Origin of the sequence: Humitalea sp. 24SJ18S-53 (genome assembly GCF_050632385.1) — a bacterium.
GTDB lineage: Bacteria > Pseudomonadota > Alphaproteobacteria > Acetobacterales > Acetobacteraceae > Humitalea.
Genome location: NZ_CP192599.1, coordinates 5,660,151 through 5,675,666 on the forward strand (window position 1 = coordinate 5,660,151; position 15,516 = coordinate 5,675,666).

A 15,516-nucleotide genomic window follows, 5' to 3' on the forward strand; every position below is an offset into this window, starting at 1 on the left:
GCCTGTGTCAGCCGGGTGTTTGCGTGCTGGCCTCGGGCGGCTGGTGCCGCTAGACAATTACCTTATGCGACGTCGTGATGCCCTGCTGCTGCTGGCAGCCGCCCCCAGCCTGACCCCCCGCCTGGGCTTCGCCCAGGGAACGCCAGTGCAGGCTGCGCCCGTCCAGCCGGCCGCCTCGCCAGAGGCCATGCTGCGCCTGGCCACCAGGCTGCGCGCGCTGGAGGGCGACGGGCTCGACCCCCGCGCCTACGACATCCCGTCGGAGGCTGTGGCGGCATCCGATCCGGCCACCGCCCAGCCCGCGATTTTCCGCGCCGCGGTCGCCGCGACCACCGACCTGTTGCATGGCCGCGTCCGCACCATGCCGGCCGGACGTGTCGATCTGGTGCGCGAAACCAACCTCGTCTCGCTGACCCCCTGGATGCAGCAGCTCGCCACCGCGGCCGAACCGGCCGAGGTGATCGAGCGTGCGTCGCTGGCCACCCCCGGCGCCGCCCCCTTGCGCGCGGCCCTGGCCGAAGCCCGCGCCGTGGTCGCGCAGGGCGGCTGGGCGGTGATCCCGTCCGGCGTCACCACGATCGAACCCGGCAGCACGGACCCGGTGCGCATCCCCGCCCTGCGCGCCCGCCTGGCCGCCGAGGACCGCGAACTGGCCGCGAGCCGGGACGAAGGCGCGACCTATGGCCCCAACCTGCTCGCCGCCGTGCGGCGCTGGCAGCAGGCCGTGGGCTATGAGGTCGATGGCCGCGTCGGCCGCATCAGCCAGACGGCGCTGAACCGTCCGGCGGATTGGCGGGTGAACCAGCTTTTGGCCGCCCTCGATACCCGCCGCGCCGCCGCCCTGCCGGGGCCGGAACGCCGGATCGAGGTGAATATCCCCGATTTCCGCCTGCAATTGATCGAGGCCGGGCACGTCAACCTGGAAATGGGCGTCATCGTCGGCCGCCCGGATCGCGCGACCCCGATGCTGCGCGTGACCCTGACGTCGTTGCAGTTCAACCCGCCCTGGGGCGTGCCGGCCCGCAATGCCAAGGAAGACCTGCTGCCCCGCCTGCGGCGCGATCCCGTCGCGGTGCAGGGCCGCGGCTACCGCTTCTACCAGTCCATCGACGGCCAGATGGTCGAGGTCGATCCGACAACGGTCGAATGGGCGCGGGTGAACGGCGACCGCTTCCCCTATATCGTCCGCCAGGATGCGGGCGATACCAGCGCCCTGGGGCGGATCAAGTTCACCATGCCGAACCGCGACGACATCTTCATGCACGACACGCCGGACCGGCATTTGTTCCGCCGCCCGGACCGCGCCTTTTCCTCGGGCTGCATCCGGCTGGAACGGCCGATGGACCTGCTGGCCGTCACGCTGGAAGGGACGCCGGGCTGGGACCGCGACCGGGCGCTCCGCGCGGTCGAAAGCCGCGTCACCTCCTCCGTCAGCGTGCGCCGCACGATCCCGGTGCGGCTCTTCTACCAGACCGTGATGGTCGAGGAGGGGCGCGTGCGGATCCGGCCCGACATCTACGGGCTGGACCAGCGCTACGCGGCCTTGCTTGCCGCGCCGGGTCCCCGGATGGCGGCGCGGATCTGACCGCGATGTGGTTCGGTCGCCGCCCCCACAGCCCCTGCCCCTGCTGCACCGCGACGGATGGCGAGGTGATCGCCCCCAGCCCCGATCTGGGCCGGCGTGGCGCCCTGGTCGGCGGATTGGCGCTGATGGCCTGCGCCGCCGTGCCCCGCCCGGCGCAAGCCGCCCTGGCCGACCTGGTGCCGCCAGGCCGCCGCACCGTGCGCATCCGCCGCACCCATAGCCAGGAAACGGTCGAGGCGACCTATTTCCGCGACGACCGCTACATCGGCGACGAATTGGCCCGGCTGAACTGGCTGATGCGCGACGTCAGCACCGATGAGGTCGAGGTGATGGACCCGCGCCTGTTCGACGTGCTGTTCACCGTCGCCACCCGCATGGGCGCGTCGGAGGCCTTCGACGTCATCAGCGCCTATCGCGCGCCGGAGCGCAACGCTGCCCGGGCGCGCGAGTCGCGCCGCGTGTCCCGCGTGTCCTTGCACATGTCGGGCATGGCCGCCGATTGCCGGCTGCCGGGGCATAACCCGCTCGGCATGGCGCGGTTGGCCGGTGAAATGCAGTTGGGCGGCGTCGGGCTGTACCGGCGCGATGGCTTCATCCACCTGGATTGCGGGCCGTCCCGGCGCTGGTGAGCAATCGTTTGTGGCGTCTCGGCCGGTGGGATGCTAAAGCCGGCGCCTTCTACCGGATTGAACGCCATGAACACGCCGATCGCCGCCGTCCTCTGGGCCGAGGAAGCCCGCCGCGACGTCGGCAGCCTGCTGCGGTTGCTGTCGCATGTGGAGATGGCCTGCCTCGACCTCGGCGCCGAGGAAGCCGCCGGGTTGATCGCCGAGGCCGCGCTGACCCTGGCCGATACGCTGGAACAGCGGAAAATGGCGGCCTGATCCTGCCGTAGCGGCGCGCCGCTATCCGCGCCGCAACTGGAACAGCGCCTGTTCGCCAAACAGATTGGCCAGGCGCACGCTGCGCTTCCAAGGCGCCTTGAGCCCGCGGTCGTCCACCGCCAGCCAGCGTTCCACGACATAGCCATCCAGCGCGCAGAGATCGAAGAAATCCTGGATCGTGCAGGGGTGTATGTTCGGCGTTTCGTGCCATGCGCGGTTCCAGGTGCCGGTCATCGGCATGCGCCCCCGCACCAGCATCTGCCAGCGCAGCAGCCAATGGCCGAAGTTCGGGAAGGATACGATGGCGTGCCGGCCGATGCGCAGCATCTGGCGCAGCACCTCACGCGGGCGTTCCACCGCCTGGAGCGTGCGCGACAGCACGACGTAGTCGAAGGCCTGGTCGGGGTAGAAGGCCAGGTCCTGGTCGGCATCCCCATGGATCACCGCCAGGCCATGCGACACGGCGCGCGTCGCCTCGGCCATGTCGATCTCGATGCCGCGGGCATCGGCGCCCTTTTCGCGTTGCAGGTAGTCGATCAGCGCACCGTCGCCGCAGCCGATGTCGAGCACGCGCGCATTCGCCGGGATCATCTCGGCGATGAGCCGCAGGTCGAGCCGCATGTTCTTCGCGACGAAGCGGATGCTGGACATGTCTTCGGGCATCGCGATCAGCCGGTGGCAAAGCCCTTGCCCGCGACGCGATAGGCGGCGCGCGGCGGGGCGAAGACGTCGAGCACGCGGCACCCCTCCGGCCCCGCGCGCAGCCCATGCGGCACATCGCCGGGGGAGCGCCAGAAGTCGCCCTTCTTCACGGGAATCTCCTCACCGCCCTGGGTGCGGATGCCGCTGCCCTCCAGCATCACGCCCCATTGTTCCTCCGGGTGGCTGTGGATGGCGCCGGCGGCATGGGGTTCCAGGGTCACGATGGACAGCATCGCCTGGTCGCCGGGGAAGACGCGGGTGGTGACGCCCGGGCCAAGTTCGCGGGGAATGCCCTGCGTCTCGTCCGCCAACTGGAAGAAGTTGTCTGCTTGGGCCATGGCCTGTCTCCACCGGAAGCCGAGTTATGGCGCGGGGATGGCCCTTGGCAAGTCGCCGTCGCCAACCGGCGTCGCATGTCTCGCAAGGGCCACTGGGATCGGATGCGTTCGTGTCCGCGCGCGCGCCAGGGTCCAGCCTTTTGCTGTCACACGAGAGTCAGGTCTTCGCCCCGCGCCCGTGGTCATCACGCACCACGCCGTGGCATCCCGGTGACGGCGGCACCGACCGCGGCGAGTGCCGCATCGCGCCGCGCGCCCTCTCGCGCGCCTTCGGTGAGGAAGGCTGCCACCACCAGCGGCGGCCGGTCATTGGGCGGCCACATCACGCCGATGACGTTGCTGGTATTGCGGGCGCCGGTGCCGGTGCGGTCCCCCACCTGCCAGCCGGTGGGCAGGCCGGCGCGCAGACGGGCATCGCCGGTGCGGTTGCCGCGCAGCCAGGCGACGAACCGCGCGCGGCTGGATGCCGAGAGGATGTCCCCCAGCGCGAGGCGCCGCAGGGTCGCCGCCATGGCGGCCGGGGTGGTGGTGTCGCGCGGATCGCCGGGCAGCGCCTGGTTCAGCGTGGGTTCGGTGCGGTCCAGCCGGGTGACGTCATCCCCCGTGCGGCGCAGCCAGGCCGTATAGCCCGCCGGCCCGCCGACCGTCGCGAGGAGCAGGTTCGCCGCGGCATTGTCGCTCTGCGTCATGGTGGCGTCGCAGAGTTCGGCGATGGTCATCCCCGCCGCGCCGATCCGCGTTTCGGTCACCGGCGACCAGGTGATGATGTCCGCCTGCGCGATAGGGATGCGACGGTCGAGGCGTTCGTCGCCAGCATCCACGCGGGCGAGGACCGCGGCGGTGAGCGGCGCCTTGAAGGTGCTGCACATCGGGAAGCCTTCGCCCAGGCGATGGCCGGCGACGCGGCCCGTGGCGGTGTCGAGCACCGCGACGCCGAGGCGGCCACCGAACTCGGCCTCGATCCGCGCGATGCGCGCCGGGATCCCGTCCAGCCCTTCCGCCGCCCGGGCGCGACCCGCCGTGAGGGTGGCGAGGCCTAGGCCCATCATCCAGTGCCGCCGGTCGATCATGTCCCTGCCCCTTGTGTCTGCCGGGCGCAAACTGGCTGGCGGACGGGCTGGCCGCAAACGATCAATCCTTGCCATTGTCCCTAGAAAATCTAATGGCATGCCGATGACCCTGCCGCCGCTACCCCTCAATGCCCTGCGTGCGTTCGAGGCCGCTGCCCGCCATCTCAGCTTCACCCGGGCGGGGCTGGAGTTGCGCGTGACCCAGGCCGCGGTCAGCCACCAGGTGAAGGCGCTTGAGGAAATCTTGGGTGTCCGGCTGTTCCGCCGGCTGCCACGCGGCCTGGCCCTGACGGAGGAAGGCGAGGCCCTGCTGCCCGTCCTGACCGACGCGTTCCGCAGCATCGGCAGCACGCTGAACCGTTTCCAGGGCGGGCGCCTGCGGGATGTGCTGACGATCGGCGCCGTCGGTACCTTCGTCACCGGCTGGCTGCTGCCGCGCCTGGCGGCATTTCGCACCGCGCATCCGCATATCGACCTGCGGCTGATGACCAACAACAATCGCGTGGACCTTGCTGGCGAGGGGCTGGATGCGGCGATCCGCTTCGGTGACGGCGCCTGGCATGGGACGGAGGCGACGCGGCTGCTGGCGGCGCCGCTCTGCCCGCTCTGCGCGCCGCAGGTCGCCGCGCGGCTGCGGCAGCCGTCCGACCTGCTGCGGGAGACGCTGCTGCGGTCCTATCGTGTCGATGAATGGGATCAATGGTTCGCGGCGGCCGGGCTTGAGGCGCCGAACATCCGTGGCTTCGTGTTCGATTCCTCGCTGGCGATGGCGGAGGCGGCGATGCAGGGGACTGGCGTCGGCCTATTGCCGGCCCGCATGTTCGAGACCGCCCTGCGCGAGGGGCGGCTGGTGCGGCCCTTTGCCGCGGAGGTCACGCTGGGTGCCTACTGGCTGGCGCGGCTGCATTCGCGGCCCGAAACGGCGGCCCTTGCCGCGCTGCGGGGCTGGCTGCTGGCGCGGATCGCCACGGAGGATGGCTGACGCGCAACCTATCCGGAAGCCGATCCGGCGCGGGCAGGCCACGCGCACCCACGACCGCGTCACTTCATGACGACATGGATGATATGGCGCCCCGTCGCAGTCCCGCCTTTCCTGCGGATGAAATCGGCCACGTACTTGCCCGCGTGGGGGGCGTTGTATTTCAGGACCGGGGGCAGGACATGCGGGGCCAGCGCTTGCAGGTTGGCATAGTGGAAGGCCAGCCAGAGGTTCGACGCCAAGGTCTCCTCCTCCACGCTCCAGGTCCCCGCGACGGTGTGCAGCGCATCGCCGGGATAATTGGCCGAGGTGCCGCCGACCTGCTGCGTGCAGGCCTCGATCGCGTCGCAGAGTTGTTGCGCGCGGGCGTTGAGCGCCTGCGCCTGGGCGTTCAGTTTCTGCTGGAGCACCTGCTCGGCAGTCGGCGCCGTCATGACCGACTTCGGCGGTCCCTTGCCCCATCCGGACATGCGCGAACCCTCCCCGTGACGACCTTACGGGGGTGATTTGGCGTGCGTAAAGCAGAACCCGATGGGCGGGTGCTCAGGCCGGGGCGGGCTGCTGCCAGCTCACGCTGCGGCCCTTGAAATTGGCATAGACTTTTTCGCCCGCGACGATGGGGGCGAAGTCGTCGCCCGGCGGCTGCTGGCCGACCAGGGTCATCGGGTCGATCAATGTGTGGAAGGACGGATGGACGAAGAGCGGCAGGGAATACCTCTCCCGCCCCGAACGGTTCACCACCTGGTGCAGGGCGGCGGCGTAGCGCCCGCCGGTCCAGCGCCGCAGCAGCTTGCCCACGTTCACCACGATGGCGGCGCGATCCGGCGGCACCGGCCACCAGGCCTGGTCCGGCCCCAGCACGGACAGGCCGCCGTTCATGTCCTGGATCAGCAAGGTGATCAGCCCTTCGTCCACATGCGGATGCACGCCGAAATCGGAGGTTTCGGCGACGGCCTCGGCCGGCGGGTAATGCACGGCGCGCATGTTGGAATAGGTCTTGGCCGAGGCTTCCGCGAAGAAATCGGGTGCCGCCCCCAGATGCCGCGCGCAGGCGGCCAGAACCTGTTGGCCGAGGCCGAACATCGCGCGATAGGCGGCGGTCAGCCGATCCTCGAACCCCGGCAGGTCCGGCCAGGGGGTTTCGGCGTGAAAGGGCAGCGCGCGCAGTTCGGGATCTTCCGGCCGGTCCGGATGGCCCATGGAAAACGCTTCCTGGCCCGATGGTTTCTGGCCCGGGCGCTTGCTGTCGAACATCGGCACATAGCCGCGGTTGTTGGCCTGGTTCTGGACCGTGCGCTTGAACGCCTCCGGCCGGTCGAAGAAATCGGCGGCGGCGGCGAAGGCGCCGTCGATCACCGCGGGCGGCACGCCATGCCCGACCAAGGACACGAAGCCAAAACGCGCGAAGACCGCGCCGAGCGCGTCGGGAAAACCTGGGTCGCCGCCGGCGAGCCAGGGGCCGATGTCCAGGGTCGGGATGACGTTGGCCATGGGGGTTACGACCAGGCGGCCAGGCGGCGGTCGGCGATCGGGGGCAGGTAGGCGTCGGTGTACATGTCCTCCACCTTCAGCGTGTTCGGCAGGCCATAGGCTTCGGCCACGGCTTCCAGCCCGCGCGCCAGGCGGGCGGGCTGGACGACGGACATGCCTTCGCGCGCGACGTGGTCGGATTGGATCATCTCGGCGATCGACAGCGCCTGGCGTTCCGTTTCGATGGCCACATCGGTCAGCGGTTCGGCGGCCTTCAGCGCGGTGATCGCATCGGCCGGGTTGCGCTGGGTATGGACCAGGCTGCGGAAGGCGCCGCGCAGCACGGCGCGGACCAGTTCGGGGTTGCGCTGCGCATAAGCCTTGGTGGTCAGGTAGCAGGAGCCATAGAGGTCCAGCCCGTGGTCGCGGTAATACATGATCCGCTGGGCCGACAAATCCATGCCCAGCGCTTTCAGCGACAGGCCGGTGGAGGTCGCGGAGCCGGTGATGCCATCGGCGCGGCGCTGCACCAGCATGGGTTCGCGCAATTCGGGGCGGACGGTCATCCAGTTGATTTTTGTCGCATCGATCCCGGCGGAGCGGGCGAAGGCCGGAAAAATCTGGCGCCCGGCGTCGCTGTCGGGGGCGGCGAGGGTCTTGCCCTCCAGATCCTTGGGCACGCGGATCGGGCCATCGGCGCGGACGGTGGCGCAGAGCAGGCTGCGGTCGCCCCAGATGCCGATGACCATCAGCCCGGCATTGGGGTTTTCGGTGATGAACTTGATGACCGGGTTGATGTCGGCCTGCGCCATTTCATAGGCGCCGCCCGCCACATCGATGGGCACCCGGCCGGAGCCAAAGCCGCGGTCCACGGTGATGTCCACGCCGGCATCGCGGAAAATGCCGCGGTCGCGGCCCATGAGCATGTAGGCGTTGGGGCCCTGGAAGGCCCAGTCCACTTGGAACTTGACCTTTGGCAGGGCGGTTTGGGCGCGGAGAATGCTGGGGGTGGCCAGGAGGGCGGTGCCGGCGAGGAGGGCGCGGCGGGGGAGGTGGAGGCTCATGGCGGCGGGCTCCGTGGGCGCGCTGGGGGCCGGGGGTGGCCGGGGCGGGTGGGGCTGGCCAAGCAATCCGCGCGCCAGACCGGGGCGGGGTTTACCGGGCCATGGCGGCGAGGCAGCCTCCGGCCACAAGAAATCGGGGGAAAGCGCGATGCCGGCCAAGGACAGCGTGTGGATGCATGAATTGTCCTGGGACAAGGTCGAGGCGCATCTGCGGCATGACGACGTCGCCCTGGTGCCGATCGGCGCGACGGAACAGCACGGGCTGCATGCGCCCATGATGCTCGACACTGGCTGGGCCATCGTGGTGGCGGAGGAAGCGGCCCGCCTAGCCGGATGCCTGGTGACGCCGCCGCTGCATTTTGGCTGGTCCAGCGGGCATATGGCGTTTCCGGGCTGCATCGGGCTGCGGGCGGAGACCTTGACGGCGGTGGCGATGGATATCGCCAATTCCCTGCTGCAGCACGGGTTCCGGCGGATCGTGTTCGTGAACGGCAACCGCATCGCGAACCTGCCGCCGCTGGAGATCGCGGCCGTAAAACTGCGCGTGGAAACCGGGGCGGCCGTGGCGGTGGCGGATTGCGGGCTGATCGCGCGGGAAGAAGTGGCGGCCCTATGCGACGGCGCGCCGGGGGCGATCGGGCATGTGGGGGAGACGGAGACGTCGATGATCCTGGCCTATTGGCCGGAACTGACCGACTTGTCGCGCGCGCAGGGGCGTTTTGAGGCGGCGCGGACGCCGGCGGAGACCGGGAAGCTGCGGCGGGGGCATGGGAACATCGACCCGCGGATGGATGGGGATAGCGTGTTCTTCACGCAGACTCCGGAGGAGTTTCGGGCGCGGACCGAGGCAAGGTTTGGCGTGGATGGGGATGAGTCGCTGGCGACGGCGGAGAAGGGACGGAAGATGGTGGGGGTGATTGCGGGGAGGTTGGCGGAGTTTGTGGGGGAACTCCGGGAGGTTGAGGTCGAGGTGCGGAAGCCGGGGGTGTTTGCTTAGGGGGCATCCGACTCGACCACGCCAGGGCCAGTCTTCATGCCGTTCAGATCGCTCACACCGATCCTCACGACCGACAACATGGATCGGTCCGTGCGCTTCTACGTGGATGTGCTCGGATTTACCTGCGGTCTTCAGACCGCAGGATACGCAAACCTCACGCGCGACGCGGTTCGGATCATTCTGGCAGCGCCAAATCTTCACCGCTCGTGGGCGGGCGCTGCTTTCACAGGACAATTATATATTGCCTTGGAGGCACCCCAAGACGTCGACGCACTCTGGGAACAGATCCGAAAAGCCGTCGAAGTTGTTTATCCAATCGAAGACTTCGAATACGGCATGCGTGAGTTCGGCGTCCTCGACGACAATGGATATCAACTAACGTTTGGCGCCACACGGCCATAAGATGGCTGTGTGGTCCAGAAAACGTAGCTATTCAGGCACAGGGCAAGCGCCCCGCGCCTCTACTGCCGCTCAATCCTCGCTTCCGTCATCACCCGCGTCCACAGCGCGATATCCCCCAGCAACTTGGCCTGCAGCGCCGCCGGCGGCCCCGGCTGCGGCTCCAACCCCATCTCCAGCAACCGCCCGGCAATCTCCTGGTTCGCCAAAATCCGGTTCAGCGCCTCATTGATCCGCGTCACCACCGCCACCGGCGTCCGCGCCGGCGCCTGGATCCCGTTCCACGACCCCGCGATATACCCCGCCAGCCCCGCCTCCTCCGACGTCGGCACCCCAGGCACCGCCGCCGACCGCGCCGCCGAGGAAATCGCGATCGCCCGCGCCCGTCCCCCCGGTCCGATCTGCCCGATCACCGGCGGCAGGGTTTCGAAGGCCAATTGCACCTCACCCGACGCCACCGCATTCACCAGGTCCGGCGTGCTGCGATAGGTCACGGTCACCGTGTTCACCCCCGCCGTCACGCGAAACAACTCGGCCGACAAATGCTGCGCCGTCCCCACCGCGATGGAGGCGATGTTGATCGCCCCCGGCTGCGCCCGCGCCGCCGCGATCACATCCCGCAAATCGCGGAACGGCGAATTCGGCGCCACCAGCATCGCATGCGCAAAGGTCGAAATCAGCCCGACCGGGGCAAAATCCCGCTCCGTGTCGAAGGGCAGGGTCTTGTAGAACACCGCCGCGGTGGCCGAGGTGCTGGTCACCAGCAGCAGCGTATGCCCATCGGGCTCCGCCCGCGCCACGGCCTCGGCCGCCACGATGCCGCCGGCACTCGGCCGGTTCTCGATCAGCACGGGCTGGCCCAAAGCCTCTTGCAAGCGCGGCGCCAGTAACCGCGCGGTGATGTCCCCCGCACCGCCCGGCGCAAACCCCAGAATCCAGCGGATCGGGCGTGTCGGCCAGGTGGGCGCCGTCTGCGCGGCGGCCGGCAGCGCCGTGGCGCCCAGGGCCAACAGGGCGAGGCCAGCGCGCAAAAACGCGCCGCGAAAGCGGGGTGGCATGATGCGCATTGGGGGGGTTTCCTCGACCATTCTTCTTGTGGACCGAGGCTAGGTCCAAACCAGCCGATCCGACAATGGCGCGCCCGCCTGTTAGGCCAGGCCGCAGCTTATAGCCTCGGCATCAAATCCAAGGTATTGCTATAACTATCTAATTTTAAAAGGAAATTTGACTTCCCCCGCGCCCCCCTCTACTGTCCTCGGCTTCGGGGAGTAGTCGCTGCCTTCGGGCGGAACCGGGTCAACACACTCGCGCATCCGCGCGTGGCCCGGCGCGCCGCATCGCGGCCTGGCAAGACCGAGACGTCCTGCGCCCCCAGCCCGGTTGGAGCACCGAATTTTGACCCCCATCGCGATCACGGTGCTCGCCCTGAGCATGTCCGTCGATGCCTTCGCCGCCGCCATCGGCCGTGGCGCCACCACCCAGCGAATCGGGCTTGGCGACGCCATGCGCACCGGGATCGTGTTTGGCGTGGTCGAGGCGACGACCCCCCTGATCGGCTGGGGCGCCGGCATCCTGGCGGCCGGGTATATCGCCGCCATCGACCATTGGGTGGCCTTCGTCCTGCTGGCCGCGGTGGGCGGGCGCATGCTGCTGGAAGCCGCGCGCCGCAAGGAGGACGAGGTGCCCTCCGGCCGCTCGCCCTGGGTGCTGATCGTCACGGCGATCGGCACCAGCATCGATGCCATGGCGGTGGGTGTGTCGCTGGCCTTCCTTCAAGTGAATATCTGGGCCATCGCCGCCGCCATCGGCTTCGCGACCTTCTGCATGGCCACCGGGGGCATGTTGGCCGGGCGTCTGCTCGGCAGCCGCTTTGGGCGCATCGCCGAAGCCCTGGGGGGCGCGGCGCTGATCATCCTGGGCAGCACGATCCTGTATGAACACCTGGTCGCGGGCTGACGTCAGACCCCGATGCGCTCCGCTGCCCCCACCAGGAAACCGCCCAGCGCCGCGTGAAAATCCGGCTCTTCCAGCAAAAACGCGTCGTGCCCCTTGTCCGACGCGATTTCGACGAACGACGTATTCGCCGCCGCAGCATTCAGCGCCCGCACGATCTCCCGGCTCTGCGCTGTCGGGAACAGCCAGTCCGACGAGAAGGACGCGACCAGGAAGCGCGTCCGCGTGCCTGTAAACGCCTTGTGCAGTGCCCCGTCATGGGCCGCCGCCAAATCAAAATAATCCATCGCCCGCGTGATGGTCAGGTACGAATTCGCATCGAACCGCCGGACAAAGCTGCTGCCCTGGTAACGCAGGTAGCTTTCGACCTCGAACACATCCTCCAGGAAGGTCAGCGCCCCGGTCGGGCTGGTATTGCCGCGCAGGCGGCGGCCGAATTTGCGCGTCAGCGCCGCCTCGGACAGGTAGGTGATGTGCGCGACCATCCGCGCCACGGCCAGGCCCTGCGCCGGGATGCGCCCGTCTTCCCAATACCGCCCGCGCTTCCAATCCGGGTCATTGTGGATCGCGGCCCGCCCGACCTCATGAAACGCGATGTTCTGGGCCGAATGATGCGTGGCGCAGGCGATGGGGGCGGCGGCAAACACGGCATCCGGGTAGGTCGCGGCCCATTCCAGCACCTGCATCCCGCCCATCGACCCACCGATGACCGCCAGCAGCCGCTCGATGCCCAAATGCTCGACCAGGCGTTTTTGCGCGCGCACCATGTCGCGGATGGTGACGGGGGGGAATTCGGTGCCCCAGGGCTCGCCATCCTTGCCGTCGCGCGGTTCGGCCGGGCCGGTCGATCCCATGCAGCCGCCCAAAACATTGGCGCAGATGACGAAGAACCGGTCGGTATCGACCCGCTTGCCCGGGCCGATCAGGTTCGACCACCACCCGCCGCGCCCGGTGACCGGGTGCTTGTCGGCCACATACTGGTCACCGGTCAGCGCGTGGCAGACCAGCACCGCATTGCTGCGCGCGGCGTTCAGCGTGCCATAGGTGCGGTAAGCCACGGCCAGGGGTGCGATCGCCACGCCGCAATCCAGCGCGATGCCATCATCGAAAACCGCCCGCTGGTGTTCGACGCGGGGAAAGGGGGCAACCGTCTCGGTCATCCGGGCAGTGGTAGAACAGCGGCGCCCCGGCGGGAAGCGGCGCCCAGGAAGTGCGTCGGGGGCGCCTTGGCGGCGGGCGCGGCCGGCCCTATGGGAAACGGGATATGCCGGACACCGCCCCCCCGGATCTCGCCGCGATCCGCGCCGAGATCGACCGCATCGACGACCAGTTGCACGCGCTGTTGATGGCCCGTGCGCGGATCGTCGCCGACATGGCCGCCGGCCGCGCCAAGAATGGCCCCACCTTCCGCCCGGGGCGGGAGATGCAGATCCTGCGCCGCCTGCTGGACAACCACACGGGGCCGCTGCCGCGCACCGCCCTGGTCGGCGTGTGGCGGGAGATCATCGCCAGTTCCATCGCCCAGCAGGGCGGTTTTTCCGTCGCCGTCCTGGCGCCCGCGGCCGATGCCCCGGTCGCCGCCCTGGCCCGCGCCCATTTCGGCAGCCAGACCCCGCTGCGCATCCACGCCACCGCCCCCGCCACCTTCGCCGCCCTGCAAAGCGGAGAGGCCACGGTCGCCGTCCTGCCGGTGCCGGAGGATGGCGAGGTGCAGCCCTGGTGGCCCTGGCTGGAGGCGCCCCGCGTGCAGGTCATCGCCCGCCTGCCGGTGCTGGACCTGCCCGGCCCCGCGGCCTTCATCCTCGGCCCGGGGCCGGCCGAGCCCAGCGGCCTCGACCGGTCGCTGTTCCGCTTCGAGCCCCCCGCCGGCCAGTCGCGCGCCACCCTGCTGTCGGCCCTGGCCGCGGCCGACCTGCCGCCGCGCCGCCTGGTGCTGTCGGATTACGCGGCGCTGGTGGAGGTCGATGGCTTCCTGGACGCCGAGGACCCGCGCCTGGCCGCCCTGCCATTCCCCGGCCTGCGCCACCTGGGCGCTTTCGCTGTGCCCGGAGACGCACCATGACCTTGCAGCCCCGCCCCTCCATCCTGACGGTCGAGCCCTATGTCGGCGGCGAGAGCAAAATTCTGGGGGTCAACCGGATCCTGAAACTCTCCTCCAACGAGGGGCCTTTCGGGCCGCCGCCCAAGGCGATCGAAGCCATGGTGGCCGCCGCCCGCGAGGCGCATCGCTACCCGGATGGCGGCGCCAAGGCATTGCGTGAGGCGATTGGCCAAAAATTCGGGCTGGACCCGGCCCGCATCATCTGCGGCAATGGCTCCGACGAATTGTTGTCGCTGCTGATCCTCGCCTATGGCGGCGAAGGCACCGAGTTGGTCATGAGCGCGCATGGTTTTCTCATGTACGACATCACCGGCCGCTGGGCCGGGTGCCGCGTGATCAAGGTGCCGGAAATCGACCTCTGCGCCGATGTGGACGGTATCCTGCGCGCGGTTGGGCCGCGCACGCGGATGGTCTTCCTGGCCAATCCCAACAACCCCACCGGCAGCATCCTGGCGCAGTCGGAGGTGGAGCGCCTGCGCGCCGGCCTGCCGGATGACGTGCTGCTGGTGCTGGATGCGGCCTATGCCGAATACGTCACGCGGCCGGACTACAACGCCGGCGAAAAGCTGGTCGATGCCACCACCAACACGGTGATGTGCCGCACCTTCAGCAAGGTTTTTGGCTTGGGCGGCATGCGGCTCGGCTGGGCCTATGCGCCGGTCGGCATCGCCGATGTGATGAACCGCGTGCGCGGTCCGTTCAACGTCAATGCCGCCGCCATGGCCGCCGGCATCGGTGCCCTGGCCGAGGACGGCTGGATCGAGAAATCCGTCGCCCACAACAACGCCGAACGCGCCCGCGTCGGCGCGGCGCTGACGGCCGCCGGCTTCCACGTCTATCCGTCCGAGGGCAACTTTCTGCTGGTCGGTTTTGGCGACGCCACCCGCGCCAAGGCCGCCGATGCGGCCCTGAAGGCCCGTGGCGCCATCGTGCGGATGATGGGCTCCTACGGCCTGCCGCAATGCCTGCGCATCAGCATCGGCCTCGCGGAGGAAAACACCGTGGTGATCGAGGCGTTGACCGCCTTCGCCCATGGCGGCTGAACCCGTCTTCCAGCGGCTGTGCCTGATCGGCGTCGGGCTGATCGGGTCGTCCATCGCACGGCGGGCGCGCGAACGCGGCGACATCGCCAAGGTGGTGGTCGCCTCGGCCCGCACAGGGGCGACGCTGGACCGCGTGCGCGAATTGAATTTTGCCGATGTGGTCGAACCCGATCCGGCGAAAGCGGTCGTGGGTGCTGATTGCGTCATCCTCTGCGTGCCGGTCGGGGCCTATGCCGGGGTGATGGCGCAGATCGCGCCGCACCTGGCACCGGGCTGCGTGCTGACCGACGTGGGATCGACGAAGGGCTCGGTGCTGCGCGACCTGAAACCGCTGCTGCCGGCCGGCGTGCACCTGGTGCCGGCGCATCCGATGGCGGGGACCGAATACTCCGGCCCCGATGCCGGCTTTTCGACGCTGTTCGAGGGCCGCTACGTCATCATGACGCCGGAGGACGGCACCGACCCCGCCGCGATCCAGAAAGTCCGCCTGCTGTGGGAACGCGCCGGCGCGATGATCGAGACGATGGACGCCACGACCCATGACAAGGTCGTCGCCATCGTGTCGCACCTGCCGCATCTGATCGCCTTCACCATCTGCGGCACCGCCGACGATTTGGCGCAGGAAACGCGGGAGGCGGTGCTGAAATTCGCCGCCTCCGGCTTCCGCGACTTCACCCGCATCGCGTCGAGCGACGTCAACATGTGGCGCGACATTTTCCTGAACAACCGCGAGGCGCTGCTGGAAATGCTGGCGCGCTTCACCGAGGACAGCCACGCCCTGGCCCGCGCCGTGCGCTATGGCGAGGCGGAGTTCATCGAGGACCGCATCCGCCGCGGCCGCAAGATCCGCGGCGGGCTGATCGAGCGCAAGCAGGCGTAACCCAGCCGTCACGCGGGCTTCGCGGCCCTGTCATCGACGCCCGCTAAGCCG

Annotated in this window: 18 protein-coding genes; 10 read left to right on the forward strand and 8 right to left on the reverse strand. The window is 69.2% G+C overall.

Annotated features, from left to right (window positions below):
• The first annotated feature begins 64 nt into the window (after window positions 1–64).
• From ACQW02_RS27110 to ACQW02_RS27120, 3 genes are all read left to right on the forward strand, one after another.
• A complete protein-coding gene (locus tag ACQW02_RS27110; protein WP_431283025.1) occupies window positions 65–1,585 on the forward strand; it encodes a L,D-transpeptidase family protein in 1,521 nt (506 codons plus the stop codon).
• Between the two features lie 5 nt (window positions 1,586–1,590).
• A complete protein-coding gene (locus ACQW02_RS27115) occupies window positions 1,591–2,214 on the forward strand; it encodes a DUF882 domain-containing protein (protein WP_431283026.1) in 624 nt (207 codons plus the stop codon).
• A gap of 66 nt (window positions 2,215–2,280) precedes the next feature.
• Window positions 2,281–2,469: a soj family protein gene (locus tag ACQW02_RS27120; RefSeq protein ID WP_431283027.1), complete on the forward strand. Its 189-nt coding sequence runs from the start codon at window positions 2,281–2,283 to the stop codon at window positions 2,467–2,469.
• A gap of 21 nt (window positions 2,470–2,490) precedes the next feature.
• On the opposite strand, the gene metW is transcribed toward ACQW02_RS27120, so the two are convergent.
• From metW to bla, 3 genes are all read right to left on the reverse strand, one after another.
• The gene (metW, locus tag ACQW02_RS27125; RefSeq protein WP_431285981.1) at window positions 2,491–3,090 is read right to left on the reverse strand and encodes a methionine biosynthesis protein MetW; all 600 of its coding nucleotides are present in this window, start codon (window positions 3,088–3,090) and stop codon (window positions 2,491–2,493) included.
• Window positions 3,091–3,137: 47 nt separating this feature from the next.
• Window positions 3,138–3,509, reverse strand: coding sequence for a cupin domain-containing protein (locus tag ACQW02_RS27130; protein ID WP_431283028.1), 372 nt, complete (start codon window positions 3,507–3,509; stop codon window positions 3,138–3,140).
• A gap of 185 nt (window positions 3,510–3,694) precedes the next feature.
• Window positions 3,695–4,579: a class A beta-lactamase gene (gene bla / locus ACQW02_RS27135; protein WP_431283029.1), complete on the reverse strand. Its 885-nt coding sequence runs from the start codon at window positions 4,577–4,579 to the stop codon at window positions 3,695–3,697.
• A gap of 97 nt (window positions 4,580–4,676) precedes the next feature.
• Here bla and ACQW02_RS27140 point away from each other — a divergent pair, with 97 nt between their 5' ends.
• Complete coding sequence (locus ACQW02_RS27140; RefSeq protein WP_431283030.1) at window positions 4,677–5,561, forward strand: LysR family transcriptional regulator; 885 nt, start codon at window positions 4,677–4,679, stop codon at window positions 5,559–5,561.
• Between the two features lie 59 nt (window positions 5,562–5,620).
• Here the strand turns inward: ACQW02_RS27140 and ACQW02_RS27145 are convergent, their stop codons facing one another.
• From ACQW02_RS27145 to ACQW02_RS27155, 3 genes are all read right to left on the reverse strand, one after another.
• Window positions 5,621–5,992, reverse strand: coding sequence for a hypothetical protein (locus ACQW02_RS27145; protein WP_431283031.1), 372 nt, complete (start codon window positions 5,990–5,992; stop codon window positions 5,621–5,623).
• Between the two features lie 109 nt (window positions 5,993–6,101).
• Window positions 6,102–7,049: an isopenicillin N synthase family dioxygenase gene (locus ACQW02_RS27150; RefSeq protein WP_431283032.1), complete on the reverse strand. Its 948-nt coding sequence runs from the start codon at window positions 7,047–7,049 to the stop codon at window positions 6,102–6,104.
• 5 nt (window positions 7,050–7,054) lie between these two features.
• Window positions 7,055–8,092 (reverse strand): ABC transporter substrate-binding protein, encoded by a 1,038-nt coding sequence (locus ACQW02_RS27155; protein ID WP_431283033.1) that lies wholly within the window; start codon window positions 8,090–8,092, stop codon window positions 7,055–7,057.
• 148 nt (window positions 8,093–8,240) lie between these two features.
• Here ACQW02_RS27155 and ACQW02_RS27160 point away from each other — a divergent pair, with 148 nt between their 5' ends.
• Both ACQW02_RS27160 and ACQW02_RS27165 read left to right on the forward strand, forming a co-directional pair.
• The gene (locus tag ACQW02_RS27160) at window positions 8,241–9,089 is read left to right on the forward strand and encodes a creatininase family protein (protein WP_431283034.1); all 849 of its coding nucleotides are present in this window, start codon (window positions 8,241–8,243) and stop codon (window positions 9,087–9,089) included.
• A gap of 90 nt (window positions 9,090–9,179) precedes the next feature.
• The gene (locus ACQW02_RS27165; protein WP_431283035.1) at window positions 9,180–9,491 is read left to right on the forward strand and encodes a VOC family protein; all 312 of its coding nucleotides are present in this window, start codon (window positions 9,180–9,182) and stop codon (window positions 9,489–9,491) included.
• A gap of 59 nt (window positions 9,492–9,550) precedes the next feature.
• Here the strand turns inward: ACQW02_RS27165 and ACQW02_RS27170 are convergent, their stop codons facing one another.
• On the reverse strand, window positions 9,551–10,555 hold the full coding sequence (locus ACQW02_RS27170) for a tripartite tricarboxylate transporter substrate-binding protein (protein WP_431283036.1): 1,005 nt from the start codon (window positions 10,553–10,555) through the stop codon (window positions 9,551–9,553).
• Window positions 10,556–10,883: 328 nt separating this feature from the next.
• On the opposite strand from ACQW02_RS27170, the gene ACQW02_RS27175 reads away from it, so the two are divergent.
• The gene (locus ACQW02_RS27175) at window positions 10,884–11,444 is read left to right on the forward strand and encodes a manganese efflux pump MntP family protein (protein WP_431283037.1); all 561 of its coding nucleotides are present in this window, start codon (window positions 10,884–10,886) and stop codon (window positions 11,442–11,444) included.
• A gap of 2 nt (window positions 11,445–11,446) precedes the next feature.
• On the opposite strand, the gene metX is transcribed toward ACQW02_RS27175, so the two are convergent.
• The gene (metX, locus tag ACQW02_RS27180; protein ID WP_431283038.1) at window positions 11,447–12,601 is read right to left on the reverse strand and encodes a homoserine O-acetyltransferase MetX; all 1,155 of its coding nucleotides are present in this window, start codon (window positions 12,599–12,601) and stop codon (window positions 11,447–11,449) included.
• 104 nt (window positions 12,602–12,705) lie between these two features.
• Here metX and ACQW02_RS27185 point away from each other — a divergent pair, with 104 nt between their 5' ends.
• The 3 genes from ACQW02_RS27185 to ACQW02_RS27195 are packed head-to-tail and all read left to right on the forward strand — an operon-like array spanning window position 12,706 to window position 15,465.
• Window positions 12,706–13,503, forward strand: a complete 798-nt coding sequence (locus ACQW02_RS27185) for a chorismate mutase (protein WP_431283039.1) — start codon at window positions 12,706–12,708, stop codon at window positions 13,501–13,503.
• Window positions 13,500–14,585, forward strand: coding sequence for a histidinol-phosphate transaminase (hisC, locus tag ACQW02_RS27190; RefSeq protein WP_431283040.1), 1,086 nt, complete (start codon window positions 13,500–13,502; stop codon window positions 14,583–14,585). Before ACQW02_RS27185 ends, hisC begins: the two co-directional genes overlap by 4 nt.
• Complete coding sequence (locus ACQW02_RS27195) at window positions 14,575–15,465, forward strand: prephenate/arogenate dehydrogenase family protein (RefSeq protein ID WP_431283041.1); 891 nt, start codon at window positions 14,575–14,577, stop codon at window positions 15,463–15,465. Before hisC ends, ACQW02_RS27195 begins: the two co-directional genes overlap by 11 nt.
• The last annotated feature ends 51 nt before the right edge of the window (window positions 15,466–15,516 follow it).